This is a genomic window from Mangrovimonas sp. YM274, from assembly GCF_030908385.1.
GTDB lineage: Bacteria > Bacteroidota > Bacteroidia > Flavobacteriales > Flavobacteriaceae > Mangrovimonas_A.
In genome coordinates, this window is the sequence record NZ_CP133091.1 from 3,696,236 (window position 1) to 3,712,350 (window position 16,115).

Consider the following 16,115-nt stretch of genomic DNA (forward strand, 5'->3'; position numbering starts at 1 on the left):
AGTTACGATTAATGAGGAACTGGCAAAACAAATTTTAACATAAGAAGCTCTTTAAAATTTCTAGATGTTTATACTTTTTAATGTAATTTTAAAACCTTGTGTAACGTGATTCCGTTTACTCAACAAAACACTAACAGCCAAAACTAAACCAAATGTCCTTAAAGTTTTTAACCCCTAAAAACAGCCTAGAGTTTTTTACTCCTGACACTGAAAATTCTCTTGAAATAACATTAGCACAAACTGGAATTTCGGCAGGGTATCCTTCTCCAGCAGAGGACTACAACGACTCTAAAATTAGCTTGGACCAAACCTTGGTTCGCAATAAGGACACCACATTTTACGCCAAGGTAAGCGGCCAATCCATGATAGGGGCTGGACTTGATGACGGTGATCTTTTGGTTGTAGACAGAAGCCTAAGCCCTAAACACAATAAAATAGCTGTATGTTTTATAGATGGAGAGTTTACCGTAAAACGGCTTAATGTTACCTCCGAAGGCGTATTCCTAATGCCGGAAAACCCAGCTTACAATCCCATAAAAGTTAATACTGAAAGTAACTTTCAAATATGGGGCGTTGTCACCCATGTTGTTAAAAAGATATAATCATAAACGGCAAGCCGTTATTGATTAGACTTGACGCTAATTTTCCAGGCTCTTTATCTCATCTTTGATAGGTAGAAAAAATCTACTCTTTAGAATTATTTTCTTTGATAAAAGTATTTTACTAACTTTCATATAAATTATTAACATTTTAAGTGATTTTATCTTAAGTGTTAAAGCTAAATTCAATTCTGTTATGAAAAATACGTTTCTTGCCGGCGCCCTAATTTTAATGACCTTTTCTGTGTTGTTTTCCAGTTGCTCTTCTGATGATGACAACAACAACCAAAATAACAATGATGCTATTATTAGCGAAGTTGAAGATATTGCTGAATCCGGAAATTGGATCATCACCTCCTTTATCGATTCAGGTCAAGACGAAACTAATCATTTTACTGGATACACCTTCACCTTTGCGGCAAGCGGTACCTTAACTGCCACTAACGGCACTACTACCATGACAGGAATGTGGTCTATTACAGATAGTAACAGTAGTAATGATGATGACAGCAACAGTAGTGACGACGTAGATTTCAACATCTTTTTTAATGTGCCAGACACCAATGACTTTGAAGATCTAAATGACGATTGGGACATTGACACCTACAGCAGCTCAACAATTAAATTAATGGACATCAGTGGAGGCAATGGAGGTACTGATATATTGACTTTCCAAAAATTATAAACCTCCAAAGACATGAAATCAACTCGCAATTGGCTTTTCATTATTGCCATAATTGCCATCGTGGCCATTTTGGGGTACAATTACATTTATCATGACCACAGAAATATTGAAAAAGAAGCGCCTACTTTTACTGTAGAAGCTCAAACATTGGTCTCGGAATTTGCTACAGACCCCACAGCTGCCGAAACAAAATATCTCAATAATACCATTGCCGTTACAGGACTGGTTACTGAAAGTACTTCGCAAAGCATTACGCTTAACAACAAGATATTCTGCCAGCTATCGCAACCTACAAATTCAAGTATCTCCCAAGGCCAAACCATTACTCTTAAAGGTCGCGTAATTGGCTATGACGATCTTTTGGAAGAACTGAAATTAGACCAATGCAACCCAATCAACAACTAACTCTTAACAACCCTTTATTGAATTATTATCACATATGAAGCACCTCTATTTTTTACTTTTTCTATTTTGCATTCCATTTTTAACCTTTTCACAAGAAGATTTATTAAGCGAAATAGACACAGACACTATTGTAGACCCCTATGTTTCTGCCGTTTTTAAAGGTCTTAAAATCGTTAATTTTGAATCCACCAAACTCGTCGCCAAAAACGAATTTACCTTTGTAGTGGCCCACCGATTTGGTAGTATCGAAAATGGATTCGACACCTTCTTTGGACTTGACGATGCCGTAACCCGACTTAATTTCATCTATGGTATTAGTGACGGTTTCAACATTAGCGTTTCCAGAAGCTCCTATCAAAAAATTTATGAAAGCGCCATTAAATACCGTCTTTTTAGACAGGAAACCAATGGGTTTCCTCTAACTATTGTAGGCTATAATTCGCTATTGATAAATACAGCATTAGATGAGGATAATCTTCCAAAACTAGAATTTAAACATCGATTGGGATATACAGCGCAATTACTCATTTCAAGAAAAGTGACCAAAAATCTATCTCTGGAATTGGCTCCAACCTTTTTCCATGACAATTATGTGCAGCTTGATGAACAGGACAACTCGCAATTTGCCCTTGGTTTTGGTGGGAGATATAAATTATCGACCAGATGGTCACTAAATATGGACTACGGATGGCATCTCAACCGCGCCTCAAATTCACCATTCAAAAACCCCTTATCTATTGGCGTAGATTTGGAGACGGGAGGTCACGTATTCCAAATGCATTTCACCAATGCACAACCCATGAACACCAACGGATTCCTAGGACAAAGCACCGGCGACTGGTCTGACGGAGACGTTTATTTTGGATTTAACTTAAGCAGAGTATTTTAATAACACAAAAAAAAACTATGAAATTAACTTACACCTCAATTTTAGCCTTATTGTTATTGTTTAACTGTTCCAACGATAGCGAAGACGACTTAACCGACGATACCCCTATTACAGAAACAATTACCTATAACGAGCATATTAAACCAATCATGGATAATAATTGCATCAACTGCCACAGCAATCCACCAGTAAATGGTGCACCAATGGCATTGACAACTTATGAAACTGTAAAAGAATCTATGTTGAACAGAAATCTTTTTGGACGTATCACGACAGATAACACAGCATTGTTAATGCCTGTTGGAGGTCCTAAATTGCCACAAAACCTCATTGACCAAGTTGAGCAATGGGAAACAGATGGCCTACTTGAAGAATAAATACCATTATTATGAAAACACTTGTCTACCTCCTGCTATGCCTAAGCCTTACAACAGGCTTTGCCCAGGAAAAGTATCTCACGAAAACAGGAACCCTAGAGTTTGAAGCTTCAGTACCCTCCTTTGAGGAAGTGGCCGCCAAAAACACGTCGGTAACCGCTATTTTAAATGCTGACAATGGTGAATTTGCCTCATTGGCATTGGTAAAAGGATTTCGGTTTAAAAATGCCCTCATGGAGGAACATTTCAATGAAAACTATGCGGAATCCTCAGAATTCCCGAAAGCGACCTTTAAAGGCACTTTCAAAGATTTTGACAAGAATAGCCTTTCAGGGAAACAGCAATTCACCATAGATGGAGAGCTGATCTTTCACGGGGTTACCAATACCCTAAAGGACATTCCCGTGACTATAGAAAAACAAGGAGATCAACTCGTCCTAACAGGAAGTTTTGTGGTGCTCATTTCTGATTACAACATCAAAATACCGAGTATTGTTGAGAATAAAATTTCCAAAGATGTTAAAGTGAGTTTCAACTTCACATTAGACAAGAAATAACAAAAACAAACCCCCATTGTACTTTTCAGTACACATGGGGGTTCTCATCAACCAACCATAATTCCTATACCAAGGAATTAATTCCATCCGCCCCCGAGGGCTTTATACATTGTTACAAAAGCAGTCATTTGCTCTTTTTTGGTTTCTACCAATTCCATCTTCGATTCCAACGCATCCCTTTGGGTCAACAACACTTCCATATAGTCTGCTCTCGCCGACCTAAAGAGTTTATTAGTAATATCGATAGACTTCGTTAAAGCTTCCACCTGTTGCTCTTTCAAGTGGTAACTTTCTCTCAAATTATCAATCTTGGAAACCCCATTGACCACTTCAATGTAGGCGCCCAAAATGGACTTCTCGTATTCAAAAATGGCCTGCACCTGCCTGTCATTGGCATTAAAATATTCCGCCTTAATGGCATTTCTGTTGATAAGCGGTGCCACCATATCTCCTGCCAAAGTGTACAGCAATGAGGTTGGCGTATTGAATAGATATTTCAAACTGAAAGCCTCCAAGCCAACACCAGCCCTAATAGTAAAGGAAGGGTAAAAATTAGCCTTGGCCACTTTGACATCCAATTTGGCAGCTGCCAATTCGTATTCCGCTTGACGGATATCGGGTCTATTGGCTAACAATTGCGATGGGACTCCTACAAAAATCGTGTCCATTTCGGTATCGATAAACCCTTCAGATTCGCGATTGATATGTTGAGGCGATCTTCCTATCAAGAAATTGATTCGATTTTCGGCCTCTACCACTTCCTGTTTTACTGAATACAGTTCACTCTTGTTCTTGAAAACCTCAGCTTCCAAACGCTGAACCCCCAATTGGGTAGCCTTGGCTGCTTGCTTTTGAAGACGAATGGTCTTTAAAGCATCTTGCTGCAATTGTAAGTTTTGAGTGATAATGGCCAATTTATTATCTAAAGCCTGAAGCTCATAATAGGATTCCGCCACTTCAGAAATAAGATTGGTCACCATAAAGTTCTTCCCTTCCACCGAAGACAAGTACTCCATAACTGCTGCCTTTTTGGAATTGCGTAACTTTTTCCACACATCCACTTCCCAAGAAGCAACAGCTGCCACTTGAAAGTTAGGCAACGGCTCTGGAAACTCTTCGCCAGGTCTGATATCCGTATTGGCATCGTTGGCACCTTGACTGGTATAACGTCCCACTTTTTCTACTTCACCAGCGGCTTGAATATCGACATAAGGTAAATACTCTCCTTTTCGAGCACGAATTTCATTCTTAGCCATATCCACTTGCATCAACATGATATTAAGCTCTTGATTGTTCACCAAAGCCGTATCGATCAAAGCCGTTAAATAGTCGTCTTTGAAGAATTCCTTCCAATTGATCTTGGCAGAATTGCTCGTATCCACCACAACCTGCTCTGAGAAAGTTTCTGGCAATGCCGTATTCTCATCCCTAACTTCCTTTGTGGGCACACAACTGCTAAAGGCGAACAGCACAAACCCCACAAGTGCTCCAATTTTGAAATTGAAGATTTTAAAAACTGATTTATTTTCCATTGTTTCGTTTCATTAGTTTTTTGATTTGTTTGTTCATCTCTTTCAGTCGCTGCCTTAAAGCACTTTCTTCTTCACCACGTCTCACAAACTCTTCAGAAATTGGCTCTTGGTGCTCGTCCTTGATCAAGCTTCTGCCTTCTGCCATTTTTCCAAAAATGTAATACAGCCCAGGAATGACAACCACTCCAAAAAGAGTTCCAATCAACATACCTCCTAAAGAAGAGCCTCCAATGGTTCTATTTCCGATAGCCCCAGCACCAGAAGCGATTACCAAAGGCACCAATCCAGCTATAAAGGCAAACGATGTCATCAAAATAGGTCGGAACCTCATTTTGGCTCCTTCAATAGCCGCTTCCAAAACGGTAGCACCCTGCCTGTGCCTTTGCACCGCAAACTCCACAATAAGCACGGCGTTTTTACTTAGCAATCCAACAAGCATGATCATCCCGATTTGCGCATATACATCATTGGATAGCCCCATAGCCTTCAACATTAAAAACGATCCAAACACTCCAATTGGCAATGACAACAACACTGCCAACGGCAACAGGAAACTCTCATATTGAGCTGCCAATACAAAATACACAAAGATCAATACCACGATAAACACATAAAGAGCGTCGTTACCGCGTTGCGCTTCGTCGTACGAAAGCCCTTCCCAAGCAATATCATACCCACCAGGCAAGGTTTGCTGCGCTACTTCTTGAATGGCCTTAATGGCATCATCACTAGTATAGCCTTTAGAAGGCAACCCTCGAATGGCTGCGGAATTGTACAAATTGTATCGGGTAATCTCGTTAGGTCCCAATTTCTTTTCCAATGTCATAAAAGAAGAATAGGGCACCATTTCTCCTTCTTCGTTTTTCACAAAAAGTTTTTCCAAATCGGTTGGCAAGCTGCGGTACTCTGGAGCTGCTTGGGTGTAGACCTTAAAGAAACGCCCAAACTTGATAAACCCTTGCTCGTAGGTACTACCAATTAGAATATTGAGGTTTTCCATGGCATTTCCAATGGAAACCCCTTTTTGCATGGCTGCCTTATTATTGATCTTCAACTCATATTGAGGATAATTGGCCGCAAAGAAGGTAAACAATCCGCTCAATTCCTTACGCTGTCCCAAAGCTTCCAAAAACTCGTTGTTGATTCTTTCAAATTCATGATAATCGGTGCCATTGGTTTTATCCAATAATCTTAAGGAGAACCCTCCCGAGGACCCGAATCCTGGTACCGCAGGTGGTTCGAAATATTCAATGACCGCTCCAAGATCCTTGCTTTCCTCTTCCAGTTCTTCCATGATCTCGTGTACCGAATGCTTACGGTCCGACCAGGGCTTAAGGTTGATCAAACAGGTTCCTGCGTTGGAACCACGACCTTCGGTCATAATTTCATACCCTGCCAAAGACGATACCGATTCCACGCCTTCAATCTCTTCACACATCGCCTGAAGTTTTCTAGCGACATCATTAGTACGCTCCAAAGTAGCTCCCGGCGGCGTTTGAATGATGGCATAAATCATCCCTTGGTCTTCACTTGGAATAAATCCAGAAGGCACCACTTTATTCACCAATCCAGTTCCAATACAGAAAGCTATCAGCACCCCAAACGTAATCACCCTTCTATGAACAATGAGCTTCAGGAATCCTACATAGCGTCCCGTCAATCTTTCAAAAAGACGGTTAAAACTATCAATGAAACGGTTCAACAAAGATTTCTTTCTAGGCTGCCCATGATTGTTCTTTAAAATCATGGCACACAATACAGGCGTTAATGTCAAGGCCACTACAGCTGAAATTACAATAGCACCTGCCATGGTAATGGAGAACTGTCTGTAGAACACCCCTACTGGCCCAGTCAAAAATGAAATAGGGATAAAAACCGAAACCATTACCAAGGTAATCGCAATAATAGCCCCTCCAATTTCACCCAATACTTTACTGGAAGCCTGATAAGGCGTGAGATGCTCTTCTTCCATCTTGATATGGACAGCCTCCACAACCACAATAGCATCATCCACTACAATACCAATGGCCAATACCAAGGCAAAAAGGGTAATAAGGTTAATGGACAAGCCGAATATTTGCATCACAAAAAAGGCCCCCACCAAGGATACCGGAACGGCAATAATGGGGATTAAGGTAGAACGCCAGTCTCCCAAGAATATGAACACCACAATAGCCACCAAGATGAAAGCATCTCGAAGCGTGTGCAATACCTGTTCTATGGAAGCATCCAAGAAATTGGAAACATCATAACTGATTTTATAATCCACCCCTGGAGGCAAATCTTCCTTAAGTTCCTTTAATTTTTCCTTTACGGCCTTGATTACATCACTACCGTTACTTCCAAAGGTCTGCTTTAACACGATAGAAGCCGAAGGCTCCCCATCGAGATTGGAATAGATATCGAAGAATTCACTCCCCAGTTCCACATCGGCAATATCGCCTAGGGTAATCATTTCCCCTTCGGAATTGGCTCTTACAATAATTTCCTTGTACTCTTCAGGCTCGTTATAACGGTCACGATAGGTCAATACATACTCCAAGGATTGGGATTTTTTCCCAGAACTCCTACCAATACGTCCTGGACGTGCAAGAATACTTTGGTCCTCCATAGCCTCAAGCACTTCTTCCGCCGAAATATTATAGGCACGCATACGGTCTGGTTTCAACCAAACCCTCATAGCAAATTTACGGCTCCCTAAAATTTGGGCACTCGCAATTCCGTTGATCCTTTGAATCTCTGGAACTATTCGGGTGTACGCATAATTGTAAAGAAACTTTTCATCTGTATTGCCCTTCTTGGTATACAGGTTCACATACATCAACATACTAGGCTGAACCGGCGTAATAATCACCCCTTCCCTTTGCACCAATTCTGGCAAAAGCGGCATTACTTGGTCCACTCTGGTCTTGACCCGGACGACTGCATCGTTGGGATCAGTACCTGGATCGAAAATAATTCTTACCGTTCCTTCACCCGCACTGGTGGCATCGGAAGCAATATATCGCATTCCTTGCACTCCATTAATGGCGGTTTCCAAAGGAATCAAGGTTGACTTTACCAAAACATCGGCACTCGACCCTGGATAGGCTATGAATATGTTAACGGTGGTTGGGGCGATTTGGGGAAATTGCGAAATAGGCAATTGCTTTATTGCCAATAACCCCACAAAAACTATCATTACCGAAATGACAATAGCCAATACCGGTCTATGAATAAACTTTTTAAACATGATCTAAAATTTTTGGGATTATTATTCAGCGTAAACGTCCAAATGGGCCAAAACCTCATCTGGTTGCTCTAGCTCATAAGCAATTTTCTGACTGTCCTTAACCAAACGGATGCCTTCCAAAAGAATGATATCCTTTTCATCAAGACCACCTTCAACCACAAACAAATGCGAGAGCTCTGCGCCTACCTTGATTTCCTTTTGTCTAACAATGTGGTCCTGATCTACCACAAACACGTAACGTTTATCCAAAACCTCAAAAGTAGCCTTCTGCGGAATCAACATGGCATGTTTTAAAGGCGTCGTCATCAAGACCGTTCCTGTTTCACCATGACGCAAAATGCCATCAGGATTTTGAAAGGTCGCTCTAAAGGCAATATTTCCTGTTTCGTTATTGAATTCTCCTTCAATAGTTTCAACAACACCTTTTTGGTTGAATGTTTTATTGTTTGCCATTAACAAACGAACTTCCTTTTTATCGTCTTTGTTTTGGCTCATGACATAATCCAAATACTCGGCTTCAGGCACATTGAAATATACCCACATCTGACTGTTGTCTGAAAGCGTTGTCAACAACTCGCCTTCTTCCAACATACTGCCCTCACGCACATGCAGATGGTCCATTATTCCATCAAAAGGCGCTTTAATATTGGTAAATCCTAAATGGGTTTCTGCCAAAGCTACTTCTGCCTTAGACTTTTCGTAATTAGCCTTTGCCAGGGCCAATTCGTTTGGAGACACAACATCATTGTCTGCCAACAATTTGGTATTTTGGTATTCAATAGAAGCAGCCTCACTTTCCGCCTTTGCCTTTTGAAGTTCTGCTTGATAGATATTCGGCATGATCTGGAACATCATCTGTCCCTTTTTCACCTTTTGACCTTCATCTACTCTAATGTCTTGCAGGTAGCCCTTTTCCATGGCTCTGATCTCGATATTTCGGATGGAGTGCACCTGACAGACATATTCCTTGGTAATGGAAGTGTCCCTATACACAGGATTGGTTACCTGAAAGGTCCGTTCTTCGTGCTTTTCTTCCTTGTGCGAGTTACAACCTACACTACATGCCATGGCCAATAGACCAACGTAAATTGGGAATCTCTTCATAATAATTTTTGTTTGTATAAAGCTCCTTGGCTTTATGTTTGAATAGTTTGAAAAAAGTATGAATTGAAATAGGCAATATGTCTGCTAAAAGGTCTAGATCCTTAGGACACATTACAGAAGTTAGGCAATACTAAATTGCCCTAATACGTAAAAATCAAATCCTGAACACTTGGTACAGGACGGATATTTTTTGGGATGGTAAATGCGCATGGCACTTACTAAAAGGTAGGTGTTTCTTCTTTTCCAGAAGAATGAAGCCAGTGGCTATGGCAAAACAAATAGCCGCAAAGTAGGAGCCTTGGCTTTGGAGAAGTTTATCAAAATCGTAAAGGTGAGCACTTTCTTCTTCAGGTTCTGCAATGGAAACTTCCAATAACGGAATTTCCTTTTCGGAATTGGACCATCCCTTGGTAACGAATGCTCCTTCCTGATGCTGTTGCTCGATAGTTTGAGATTGATTAGCAACAATTTCTCCTTGCCCATTCACCGTAAGATTGGCATAGGCTTGGCCGTACCCAAACACGAGTACCGCACATACAAATAAAAGATATTTGAGAAATGTTCTAATCATTTGGGAGGCAAAACTAAAAGAAGCGAAGAACCCAAACAAATTTTAAACATTAAATATTTGCAAAAAAGTGTTGCTTTTATGAATTCCCTTATTTTGGATGATTGAATTTAGAAATACTGAAAAAAGGACCAACCCTAAAACAATAAATCGCAAACACCTATCTACCAAAGACCAAACACAAGCAACAAACGCACGAAGAAATCAGGAAGCCTCTCCTTCCAATTCTGCCATTTTCTTACCAACATGGGCAATTACCTCATTGTATTCCTTAGTAGGACTAAAATCAATGAACTTGACATTTTCCTGAACTATGGCCGTGTGACCTGCAGGTAAATAAAATACATCACCCTCTTGTAACAGGTCTTCTTTCCCATCGTCATAAAGCACCAAAAGTGCCCCTTCAATAATGTATCCCCAATGCGGGCAATGGCAACTGTTGTTGTCCAAGCCGTCTAAAAGTGGCGTAAAGTCGGTTCCGGCTGGCAACTCATTATAACAAGCGGTCATTGCTCCTAAATCGGCCTGAGCACGCATAATCGAATCTGGAGACTGCATGGTAGTGGGGATGTTTTCCTTGTTGATTTTCATGACCCTATGATTTAATTATCAGAAAGTTACGAAAAAATATACTCATTTTAACAGCGGAAATACGACAGTTATCCACAGGCAAATTTTCAAGACACCAAAAACCATCTCTTAACATTTCTCACCTAAAGTTAAGCATTCCTTAACCCAAGAAACCCATCATTTCGCTCATGAATAAGTTTCTTTGCCACTCTTTAACTGGACAACTATCGATGGGACTGTAATTAGCATGTCTTCTTAAATCATCGATAAACTCGAGGTGAAAGGCGTGGTTTCAGCTCCCACGCCTTTTTTATTTCACCTTATTAAGAATTTGATTTAATCACCTGAATAATATCTTCCTTCTGAAGCACTCCAGATTGTCGCCACACCTGTTGTCCATTTTTAAAAAGCAACATTGTAGGCACACCCCTAACCTGATACTTAGCTGCCAAGGCATTATTCTTATCCACATCTATTTTTACAATCTTAACGGAGTCGCCAAGACTTTCCTTGACCTGTTTCAAAATAGGCGCCAACATTTTACAGGGCCCACACCAATCTGCAAAAAAATCTACCAATACAGGGGTATCGGCATTGACAATATCATTAAAACTACGCTTCATTGTTAAGGTTTTTGATCACATTTTCTAATTTGGAACTCACTTCTTGGGCAACATCCTTCAAGGTGTCGTTACCCACGGCCTGCATAGACACCATGGGGTTGATACAGGAAACTTCCATTTGGTTAGGACCAAGCTCCTGAACAATAAAGTTACAGGGCAACATAGTTCCTATTTTATTCTCTGCCTGAAGTGCCTTATAGGCAAATGGCGGATTACAGGCACCCAAAATTTTATAGTTCTTGATATCCACATCTAACTTATTTTTCAAAGTTTGCTTCATATCTATTTCCGTTAATATACCAAAACCTTCCTGTTTCAATAAAGCAGTTACTTTATCTATGGTTTCATCAAAAGTTCCCATTGTGTTTGTTGAAAAATAATAACTCATATTTTTATCGATTGATTTACAGTTATTTAAAATACAAAGTTAAGAAAACCCAACTTTTTTATCGTGACCTAGGTTACAGTATTTGAACAGATAATTACTCTAAGTCAAACCCAATTTTTTATATTTTTAAAAACCAAAAGGCAACATTCTTGTAAACATGACTCCCTTAGAAAAAGATTATTTATTTGTTTATGGTACTTTATTAAAAGATACAGGACACGAGATGTCCCGCTTTTTACTTGAACATGCGCAATGGATAGGCGATGGTTATTTTTACGGTAAACTGTTTAAGGTAGACAATTATCCAGGAGCTATTTTAAGTGACGATTCCAAAGATAAAGTCTTCGGAAGCATTTACCAGCTTAGCAATACCAATCGTGTTTTTGAAGTTTTGGATAGTTACGAAGGCATCGATCCCAACTCCACAGAACCAGATCTCTACAAACGTATGAAAGTTGATTCCCATCTAGAAGATGGCAACACAGTTTCATCATGGGTGTATATTTACAATCTAGACACAGAGCACCTGGAACAGATCCACTCAGGAAACTACTTGACGCCCTAAAAATCACACTTGCAAGCCTTAGCCTCCCTTAACGACAAAGCTAACATTCATTATTATTTCGTTTCTTTGCGGCACTTTTTCAGAAGCTATGCAACATTTTGGCGACACATTGATACATCCCTTAAAGGCGGATTCGGGAGTGGACTTACCGGAAAAATTCACATTTCCATTTTACTACCAACCTCATGCCTTATGCATACAGGCAGCACAGGATTTGCAAATCTATTTGGAAAACCAAACCGATTTTGAGCATAATTTTGGTTTAGCTCCAGAAATGCAAGGCTTGGTTATTGGAAAAATGTTTGGAGTGATGGTCGTTAAAAATCAACAGGACGAATTGGCTTATCTAGCAGCCTTTTCTGGAAAATTAGCTGAAAGCAATCACCTTAAAGGCTTTGTTCCAACTGTATATGACACCTTAAACAAAGAAGGTTTTTACAAAAAGGGAGAAGCCCAGCTTAATGAACTCAATAGAACCATTGAAACCCTTGAAAGTGCTAACGACTTACAAAAAGCCAAAGAGCATTTAGCCAAAAGTAAAAAGGAAGCCGAAAAAGAACTTTCAGACTTTAAGGCCATGATGAAGACTAAAAAGAAAGAACGCAACAAACAACGGGATGAAGCCAAAGAAGTTTTAAGCGACAGTGACTATCAAGTCCTTTTTGAAAGGTTGAAAAGGGAAAGCATCGGGTATCAAATTCAGTTAAAACAACTGAAACAACATTGGGAAACCCTAATTAAAGATGCTGAATTAAATTTGGCAAAAGTCATCGCTCCCATCAACAAACTGAAAGAAAAAAGGGCATCACAATCGGCTTATCTACAAAAGCGACTTCATGAACAGTACCGTTTTTTAAATGCCGAAGGCCTTTCAAAAGATTTATTGGACATTTTTAAAGACACAACCTCCCCTGTTCCCCCAGCAGGATCGGGAGAATGCGCTGCCCCTAAGTTATTTCAATACGCCTATCAAAACCAATTGCAGCCCATTGCCATGGCAGAATTTTGGTGGGGTGCCTCTCCAAAATCTGAAGTGCGTAAACATAAACAGTTCTACCCTTCTTGCCGCAGCAAGTGCGAACCCATTTTGGGACATATGATGCAAGGCTTAAACGTGGAAGACAATCCCATTGAGCAATCCATAACCTATGACAAGGAATTGGACATTGTGTTTGAAGACGAGCATCTTTTATTAGTGAACAAACCACACGAATTTTTGTCAGTTCCAGGGAAGACCCAAAACCAATCGGTGTTGACAAAAATGAAACAATATCTACCAAAAGCAAAAGGTCCACTACTAGTACATCGTTTAGACATGTCTACGTCTGGCTTACTATTGGTAGCCAAAAACGAGCGCACTCACAAATTACTGCAAAGACAGTTTATAGAACGTACCGTAAAAAAACGTTATGTAGCACTTTTGGACGGCGAATTAGCCACCACCGAAGGCACCATAGATTTACCGTTACGTGTTGATTTGGACAACAGACCTCAACAATTGGTCTGCTACGATTACGGAAAGCCGGCCAGAACAAATTATGAAGTAGTATCTGTAGAAAATGGAAAAACCCGTATTCACTTCTATCCAATTACGGGACGCACGCACCAACTACGTGTCCATGCAGCGCATAGTAAAGGCCTACAAATTCCAATAGTAGGCGATGATTTGTACGGCACCAAAACTGATAGATTACACCTTCATGCCGAACGTTTAACATTTACGCACCCTGTTTCCAAAGAGGTCATAACCATCATTTGCGAAGCGCCATTTTAAAAATAAAGGCATTACTTACTTTTTAAAAAAATTGTATTTTAGACAAAAAAGTTCCCAAATGCCAGTAGACAATCCTTTATTTCTAATTCCGTCCAGTTCAGGAGTCATCTTTATCTTACTTGGTCTAATCATGCTAAAATTTCCTCCCAAAACCATCAACCCTATTTACGGTTACAAAACTGGCAGTTCCATGAAAAATCAGGAACGCTGGGATTTTGCCCAAGTTTACGCCGCAAAAATATTAATGATAGCTGGAGCTTTCCTTATACTATTTAGTCTATTGGGATTTGTATTTACACCATCCCATAGCACAGCCAGCGCCTTGGGCATGGCTGCATTAATTGGCTCTGTGATTGGCATGCTGATTAAAGTAGAATATGCCTTGAAGCAAAAGTTTCGCTAATACTAGACTATTTACTTACAACCACAGATTCTGATCAACATAAAAAAACCACCTATTTCTAGGTGGCTCAATACAATGAACACTGGGCTCTAAATTTTCGCTATCATAGGAAGCGCTGTTTGCAATTCATTGTCTATAGAGGTTTGCACATACCGTTCAAACTGGACAAACTGAGAGGCCTTTTTGGCTCCAAATTCCTTTTCGAACTTTTTATAGTATTTCCATTGAATTTTATCGCTCTTATCCCTTATTGAAAAGGTTTCCTTCACAATATCGTTTGCTTCTTCATTGGACAGAGATCCATACTGATAGACATATTTCTTTAGTAAGGTGATACGCCTGTCTACCAAATCTTCTCTCTCCAATGAATATTCATCGTAAATCTCCCAAAACCTAGCAATTTCAGTAGCATCCAAACCCATAAACTCTCCAAGGGCTATTTTCTTTTCCGAATTAAACAGATCCTTGAAAGCTTCCAGTTCGGAATCTTGGGCATTCATCTGAAAACCCAATAAAACCAACGCAACAAAAATAATATTTCGCATCATTTGATATGTTTTTTCAATTGTAATTAATTAAGGGACACGAAGTTATTGCTTTATTGGGAAAAATCAAAAAATTAAACACTCTAACACACTCAAAATCAACCATAAAACATAATTCTCAATTTTATCAACTAATTTTTAGAAAGAAAGCAACCAAAACTTCATTTTAAAGAAAAATATTACACATCAAAGGGAGCACGGACTCCCATTTCCAAAGTCCACAACATTTGGCTGGCTCAAATTCCACTTCAATTTTCAACTTACACACCCCATGCTCAACCTTTCGTCGATGAAATATTATTTTCATCTATAAAAATTGCAACAACTGTCTTATCTAAATAATTTAATTATCACCCAATTAGCTAAACAAAAATGGATTCTCACAACCAACCAGAGAGTATTATTAACTTTTGGAAAGAAAATTATACTCAAAACATAGCGAAAGCAGAGGCTTTTAAAAACACGGAGCAACTCATAAAAATCGCGAATATTTTTTCGCCAGGAGCCAGTTATTATTACATCCTCAACCTTAAAACCTTGGATTTGGAATATATCTCCCCAAGTGTTGAGCAAATTTTGGGCATCCCATCGGAAGAGGTTACCATGGAAAAAATGCTGGAAAAAGTTCAACCAGGAGAATTCCAAAAGATTTTAAAAAAGGAAAAGGTAATTCAAGATTTTTTCTTCCAGTTTTTACCTAAAAATGACATTCTTAATTACAAAATAATATTTACCTACAACCGGCTTGACGACGCCCAAAAAATAAAAACTATGATGGTTCAAACCTCCATTATAGCACTTAGCGAAGAAACGCTTCCCAAACATATCATAAGCATTCATACGGACATTAGCCACCTCAAAGCAAAATCCTTAGATCAGGTGTCGTTTATAAACCTGGAAGGAGAAAAATCCTATTACAATATAAATATAGACAAGGATTATTTTTGCCCACAAAACTCCTCAGACCAAAAGACGGATTGGATAGAAACCATTACCAAACGAGAACAAGAAATCATACAGCATTTAGCCAAAGGGAAAAGCACTAAAACCATCGCGAATCTTCTACACATTTCAGCCGAGACCGTAAAAACACATAGAAGAAACATTGCTTTAAAATCTGGCGCCAGCAATACTGCAGAATTAATTAGCCTGTGCATTAATGCCGGAATGATCGTTTAAACTTAACTTAAAAATAGATTCGAAAATAAGATTTTGCAACACTAAAAACTTATAAAAGACATCTTTTTCATACAAATTTCTTGGCAAACTTTTACCTTTAGGCTAAATAAGGAACACCAA

General features: G+C 39.4%; 18 protein-coding genes. 10 read left to right on the forward strand and 8 right to left on the reverse strand.

What is annotated here, in order from left to right; translation table 11 throughout:
- Nucleotides 1-152: 152 nt before the first annotated feature.
- The 6 genes from RBH95_RS16175 to RBH95_RS16200 all read left to right on the forward strand — a co-directional run bounded on the left by RBH95_RS16175 (nucleotide 153) and on the right by RBH95_RS16200 (nucleotide 3,512).
- The gene (locus RBH95_RS16175; protein WP_307900600.1) at nucleotides 153-602 is read left to right on the forward strand and encodes a LexA family transcriptional regulator; all 450 of its coding nucleotides are present in this window, start codon (nucleotides 153-155) and stop codon (nucleotides 600-602) included.
- Nucleotides 603-795: 193 nt separating this feature from the next.
- On the forward strand, nucleotides 796-1,284 hold the full coding sequence (locus RBH95_RS16180; protein WP_307900601.1) for a hypothetical protein: 489 nt from the start codon (nucleotides 796-798) through the stop codon (nucleotides 1,282-1,284).
- 12 nt (nucleotides 1,285-1,296) lie between these two features.
- Entirely contained in the window at nucleotides 1,297-1,689 is a 393-nt protein-coding gene (locus RBH95_RS16185; RefSeq protein ID WP_307900602.1) for a hypothetical protein, read from the forward strand.
- Nucleotides 1,690-1,723: 34 nt separating this feature from the next.
- Nucleotides 1,724-2,578 (forward strand): DUF5777 family beta-barrel protein, encoded by an 855-nt coding sequence (locus RBH95_RS16190; RefSeq protein WP_307900603.1) that lies wholly within the window; start codon nucleotides 1,724-1,726, stop codon nucleotides 2,576-2,578.
- Nucleotides 2,579-2,595: 17 nt separating this feature from the next.
- Nucleotides 2,596-2,955: a hypothetical protein gene (locus tag RBH95_RS16195; RefSeq protein ID WP_307900604.1), complete on the forward strand. Its 360-nt coding sequence runs from the start codon at nucleotides 2,596-2,598 to the stop codon at nucleotides 2,953-2,955.
- Nucleotides 2,956-2,966: 11 nt separating this feature from the next.
- A complete protein-coding gene (locus tag RBH95_RS16200; RefSeq protein WP_307900605.1) occupies nucleotides 2,967-3,512 on the forward strand; it encodes a YceI family protein in 546 nt (181 codons plus the stop codon).
- A 77-nt stretch (nucleotides 3,513-3,589) separates the two neighbouring features.
- Here RBH95_RS16200 and RBH95_RS16205 read toward each other — a convergent pair whose 3' ends face one another.
- From RBH95_RS16205 to RBH95_RS16235, 7 genes are all read right to left on the reverse strand, one after another.
- The gene (locus tag RBH95_RS16205; protein WP_307900606.1) at nucleotides 3,590-5,044 is read right to left on the reverse strand and encodes a TolC family protein; all 1,455 of its coding nucleotides are present in this window, start codon (nucleotides 5,042-5,044) and stop codon (nucleotides 3,590-3,592) included.
- Nucleotides 5,034-8,276, reverse strand: a complete 3,243-nt coding sequence (locus RBH95_RS16210) for an efflux RND transporter permease subunit (protein WP_307900607.1) — start codon at nucleotides 8,274-8,276, stop codon at nucleotides 5,034-5,036. Before RBH95_RS16210 ends, RBH95_RS16205 begins: the two co-directional genes overlap by 11 nt.
- A gap of 21 nt (nucleotides 8,277-8,297) precedes the next feature.
- Complete coding sequence (locus RBH95_RS16215) at nucleotides 8,298-9,380, reverse strand: efflux RND transporter periplasmic adaptor subunit (protein WP_307900608.1); 1,083 nt, start codon at nucleotides 9,378-9,380, stop codon at nucleotides 8,298-8,300.
- A 154-nt stretch (nucleotides 9,381-9,534) separates the two neighbouring features.
- The gene (locus tag RBH95_RS16220; protein WP_307900609.1) at nucleotides 9,535-9,951 is read right to left on the reverse strand and encodes a hypothetical protein; all 417 of its coding nucleotides are present in this window, start codon (nucleotides 9,949-9,951) and stop codon (nucleotides 9,535-9,537) included.
- A 201-nt stretch (nucleotides 9,952-10,152) separates the two neighbouring features.
- Complete coding sequence (locus RBH95_RS16225) at nucleotides 10,153-10,539, reverse strand: hypothetical protein (RefSeq protein WP_307900610.1); 387 nt, start codon at nucleotides 10,537-10,539, stop codon at nucleotides 10,153-10,155.
- Between the two features lie 302 nt (nucleotides 10,540-10,841).
- Nucleotides 10,842-11,141: a thioredoxin gene (gene trxA, locus RBH95_RS16230; RefSeq protein ID WP_076662457.1), complete on the reverse strand. Its 300-nt coding sequence runs from the start codon at nucleotides 11,139-11,141 to the stop codon at nucleotides 10,842-10,844.
- Nucleotides 11,131-11,529 carry a DUF302 domain-containing protein gene (locus RBH95_RS16235; RefSeq protein ID WP_307900611.1) on the reverse strand — a complete coding sequence of 133 codons (399 nt, stop codon included), beginning with the start codon at nucleotides 11,527-11,529 and terminating at the stop codon, nucleotides 11,131-11,133. Before RBH95_RS16235 ends, trxA begins: the two co-directional genes overlap by 11 nt.
- Nucleotides 11,530-11,686: 157 nt before the next feature.
- Here RBH95_RS16235 and RBH95_RS16240 point away from each other — a divergent pair, with 157 nt between their 5' ends.
- The 3 genes from RBH95_RS16240 to RBH95_RS16250 all read left to right on the forward strand — a co-directional run bounded on the left by RBH95_RS16240 (nucleotide 11,687) and on the right by RBH95_RS16250 (nucleotide 14,271).
- Complete coding sequence (locus RBH95_RS16240; RefSeq protein ID WP_307900612.1) at nucleotides 11,687-12,094, forward strand: gamma-glutamylcyclotransferase; 408 nt, start codon at nucleotides 11,687-11,689, stop codon at nucleotides 12,092-12,094.
- Between the two features lie 88 nt (nucleotides 12,095-12,182).
- Nucleotides 12,183-13,868 (forward strand): RluA family pseudouridine synthase, encoded by a 1,686-nt coding sequence (locus RBH95_RS16245; protein ID WP_307900613.1) that lies wholly within the window; start codon nucleotides 12,183-12,185, stop codon nucleotides 13,866-13,868.
- Nucleotides 13,869-13,926: 58 nt separating this feature from the next.
- The gene (locus RBH95_RS16250; protein ID WP_307900614.1) at nucleotides 13,927-14,271 is read left to right on the forward strand and encodes an SdpI family protein; all 345 of its coding nucleotides are present in this window, start codon (nucleotides 13,927-13,929) and stop codon (nucleotides 14,269-14,271) included.
- 89 nt (nucleotides 14,272-14,360) lie between these two features.
- On the opposite strand, the gene RBH95_RS16255 is transcribed toward RBH95_RS16250, so the two are convergent.
- On the reverse strand, nucleotides 14,361-14,819 hold the full coding sequence (locus RBH95_RS16255; RefSeq protein WP_307900615.1) for a hypothetical protein: 459 nt from the start codon (nucleotides 14,817-14,819) through the stop codon (nucleotides 14,361-14,363).
- A 369-nt stretch (nucleotides 14,820-15,188) separates the two neighbouring features.
- On the opposite strand from RBH95_RS16255, the gene RBH95_RS16260 reads away from it, so the two are divergent.
- Nucleotides 15,189-15,995, forward strand: coding sequence for a response regulator transcription factor (locus RBH95_RS16260; protein WP_307900616.1), 807 nt, complete (start codon nucleotides 15,189-15,191; stop codon nucleotides 15,993-15,995).
- Nucleotides 15,996-16,115 lie beyond the last annotated feature (120 nt).

Bases quoted from the DNA above. Each gene is read 5' to 3' on its own strand.
- RBH95_RS16175 (WP_307900600.1), top strand. From the start codon at position 153: ATGTCCTTAAAGTTTTTAACCCCTAAAAACAGCCTAGAGTTTTTTACT.
- RBH95_RS16180 (WP_307900601.1), top strand. From the start codon at position 796: ATGAAAAATACGTTTCTTGCCGGCGCCCTAATTTTAATGACCTTTTCT.
- RBH95_RS16185 (WP_307900602.1), top strand. From the start codon at position 1,297: ATGAAATCAACTCGCAATTGGCTTTTCATTATTGCCATAATTGCCATC.
- RBH95_RS16190 (WP_307900603.1), top strand. From the start codon at position 1,724: ATGAAGCACCTCTATTTTTTACTTTTTCTATTTTGCATTCCATTTTTA.
- RBH95_RS16195 (WP_307900604.1), top strand. From the start codon at position 2,596: ATGAAATTAACTTACACCTCAATTTTAGCCTTATTGTTATTGTTTAAC.
- RBH95_RS16200 (WP_307900605.1), top strand. From the start codon at position 2,967: ATGAAAACACTTGTCTACCTCCTGCTATGCCTAAGCCTTACAACAGGC.
- RBH95_RS16205 (WP_307900606.1), bottom strand. From the start codon at position 5,044: ATGGAAAATAAATCAGTTTTTAAAATCTTCAATTTCAAAATTGGAGCA.
- RBH95_RS16210 (WP_307900607.1), bottom strand. From the start codon at position 8,276: ATGTTTAAAAAGTTTATTCATAGACCGGTATTGGCTATTGTCATTTCG.
- RBH95_RS16215 (WP_307900608.1), bottom strand. From the start codon at position 9,380: ATGAAGAGATTCCCAATTTACGTTGGTCTATTGGCCATGGCATGTAGT.
- RBH95_RS16220 (WP_307900609.1), bottom strand. From the start codon at position 9,951: ATGATTAGAACATTTCTCAAATATCTTTTATTTGTATGTGCGGTACTC.
- RBH95_RS16225 (WP_307900610.1), bottom strand. From the start codon at position 10,539: ATGAAAATCAACAAGGAAAACATCCCCACTACCATGCAGTCTCCAGAT.
- trxA (WP_076662457.1), bottom strand. From the start codon at position 11,141: ATGAAGCGTAGTTTTAATGATATTGTCAATGCCGATACCCCTGTATTG.
- RBH95_RS16235 (WP_307900611.1), bottom strand. From the start codon at position 11,529: ATGAGTTATTATTTTTCAACAAACACAATGGGAACTTTTGATGAAACC.
- RBH95_RS16240 (WP_307900612.1), top strand. From the start codon at position 11,687: ATGACTCCCTTAGAAAAAGATTATTTATTTGTTTATGGTACTTTATTA.
- RBH95_RS16245 (WP_307900613.1), top strand. From the start codon at position 12,183: ATGCAACATTTTGGCGACACATTGATACATCCCTTAAAGGCGGATTCG.
- RBH95_RS16250 (WP_307900614.1), top strand. From the start codon at position 13,927: ATGCCAGTAGACAATCCTTTATTTCTAATTCCGTCCAGTTCAGGAGTC.
- RBH95_RS16255 (WP_307900615.1), bottom strand. From the start codon at position 14,819: ATGATGCGAAATATTATTTTTGTTGCGTTGGTTTTATTGGGTTTTCAG.
- RBH95_RS16260 (WP_307900616.1), top strand. From the start codon at position 15,189: ATGGATTCTCACAACCAACCAGAGAGTATTATTAACTTTTGGAAAGAA.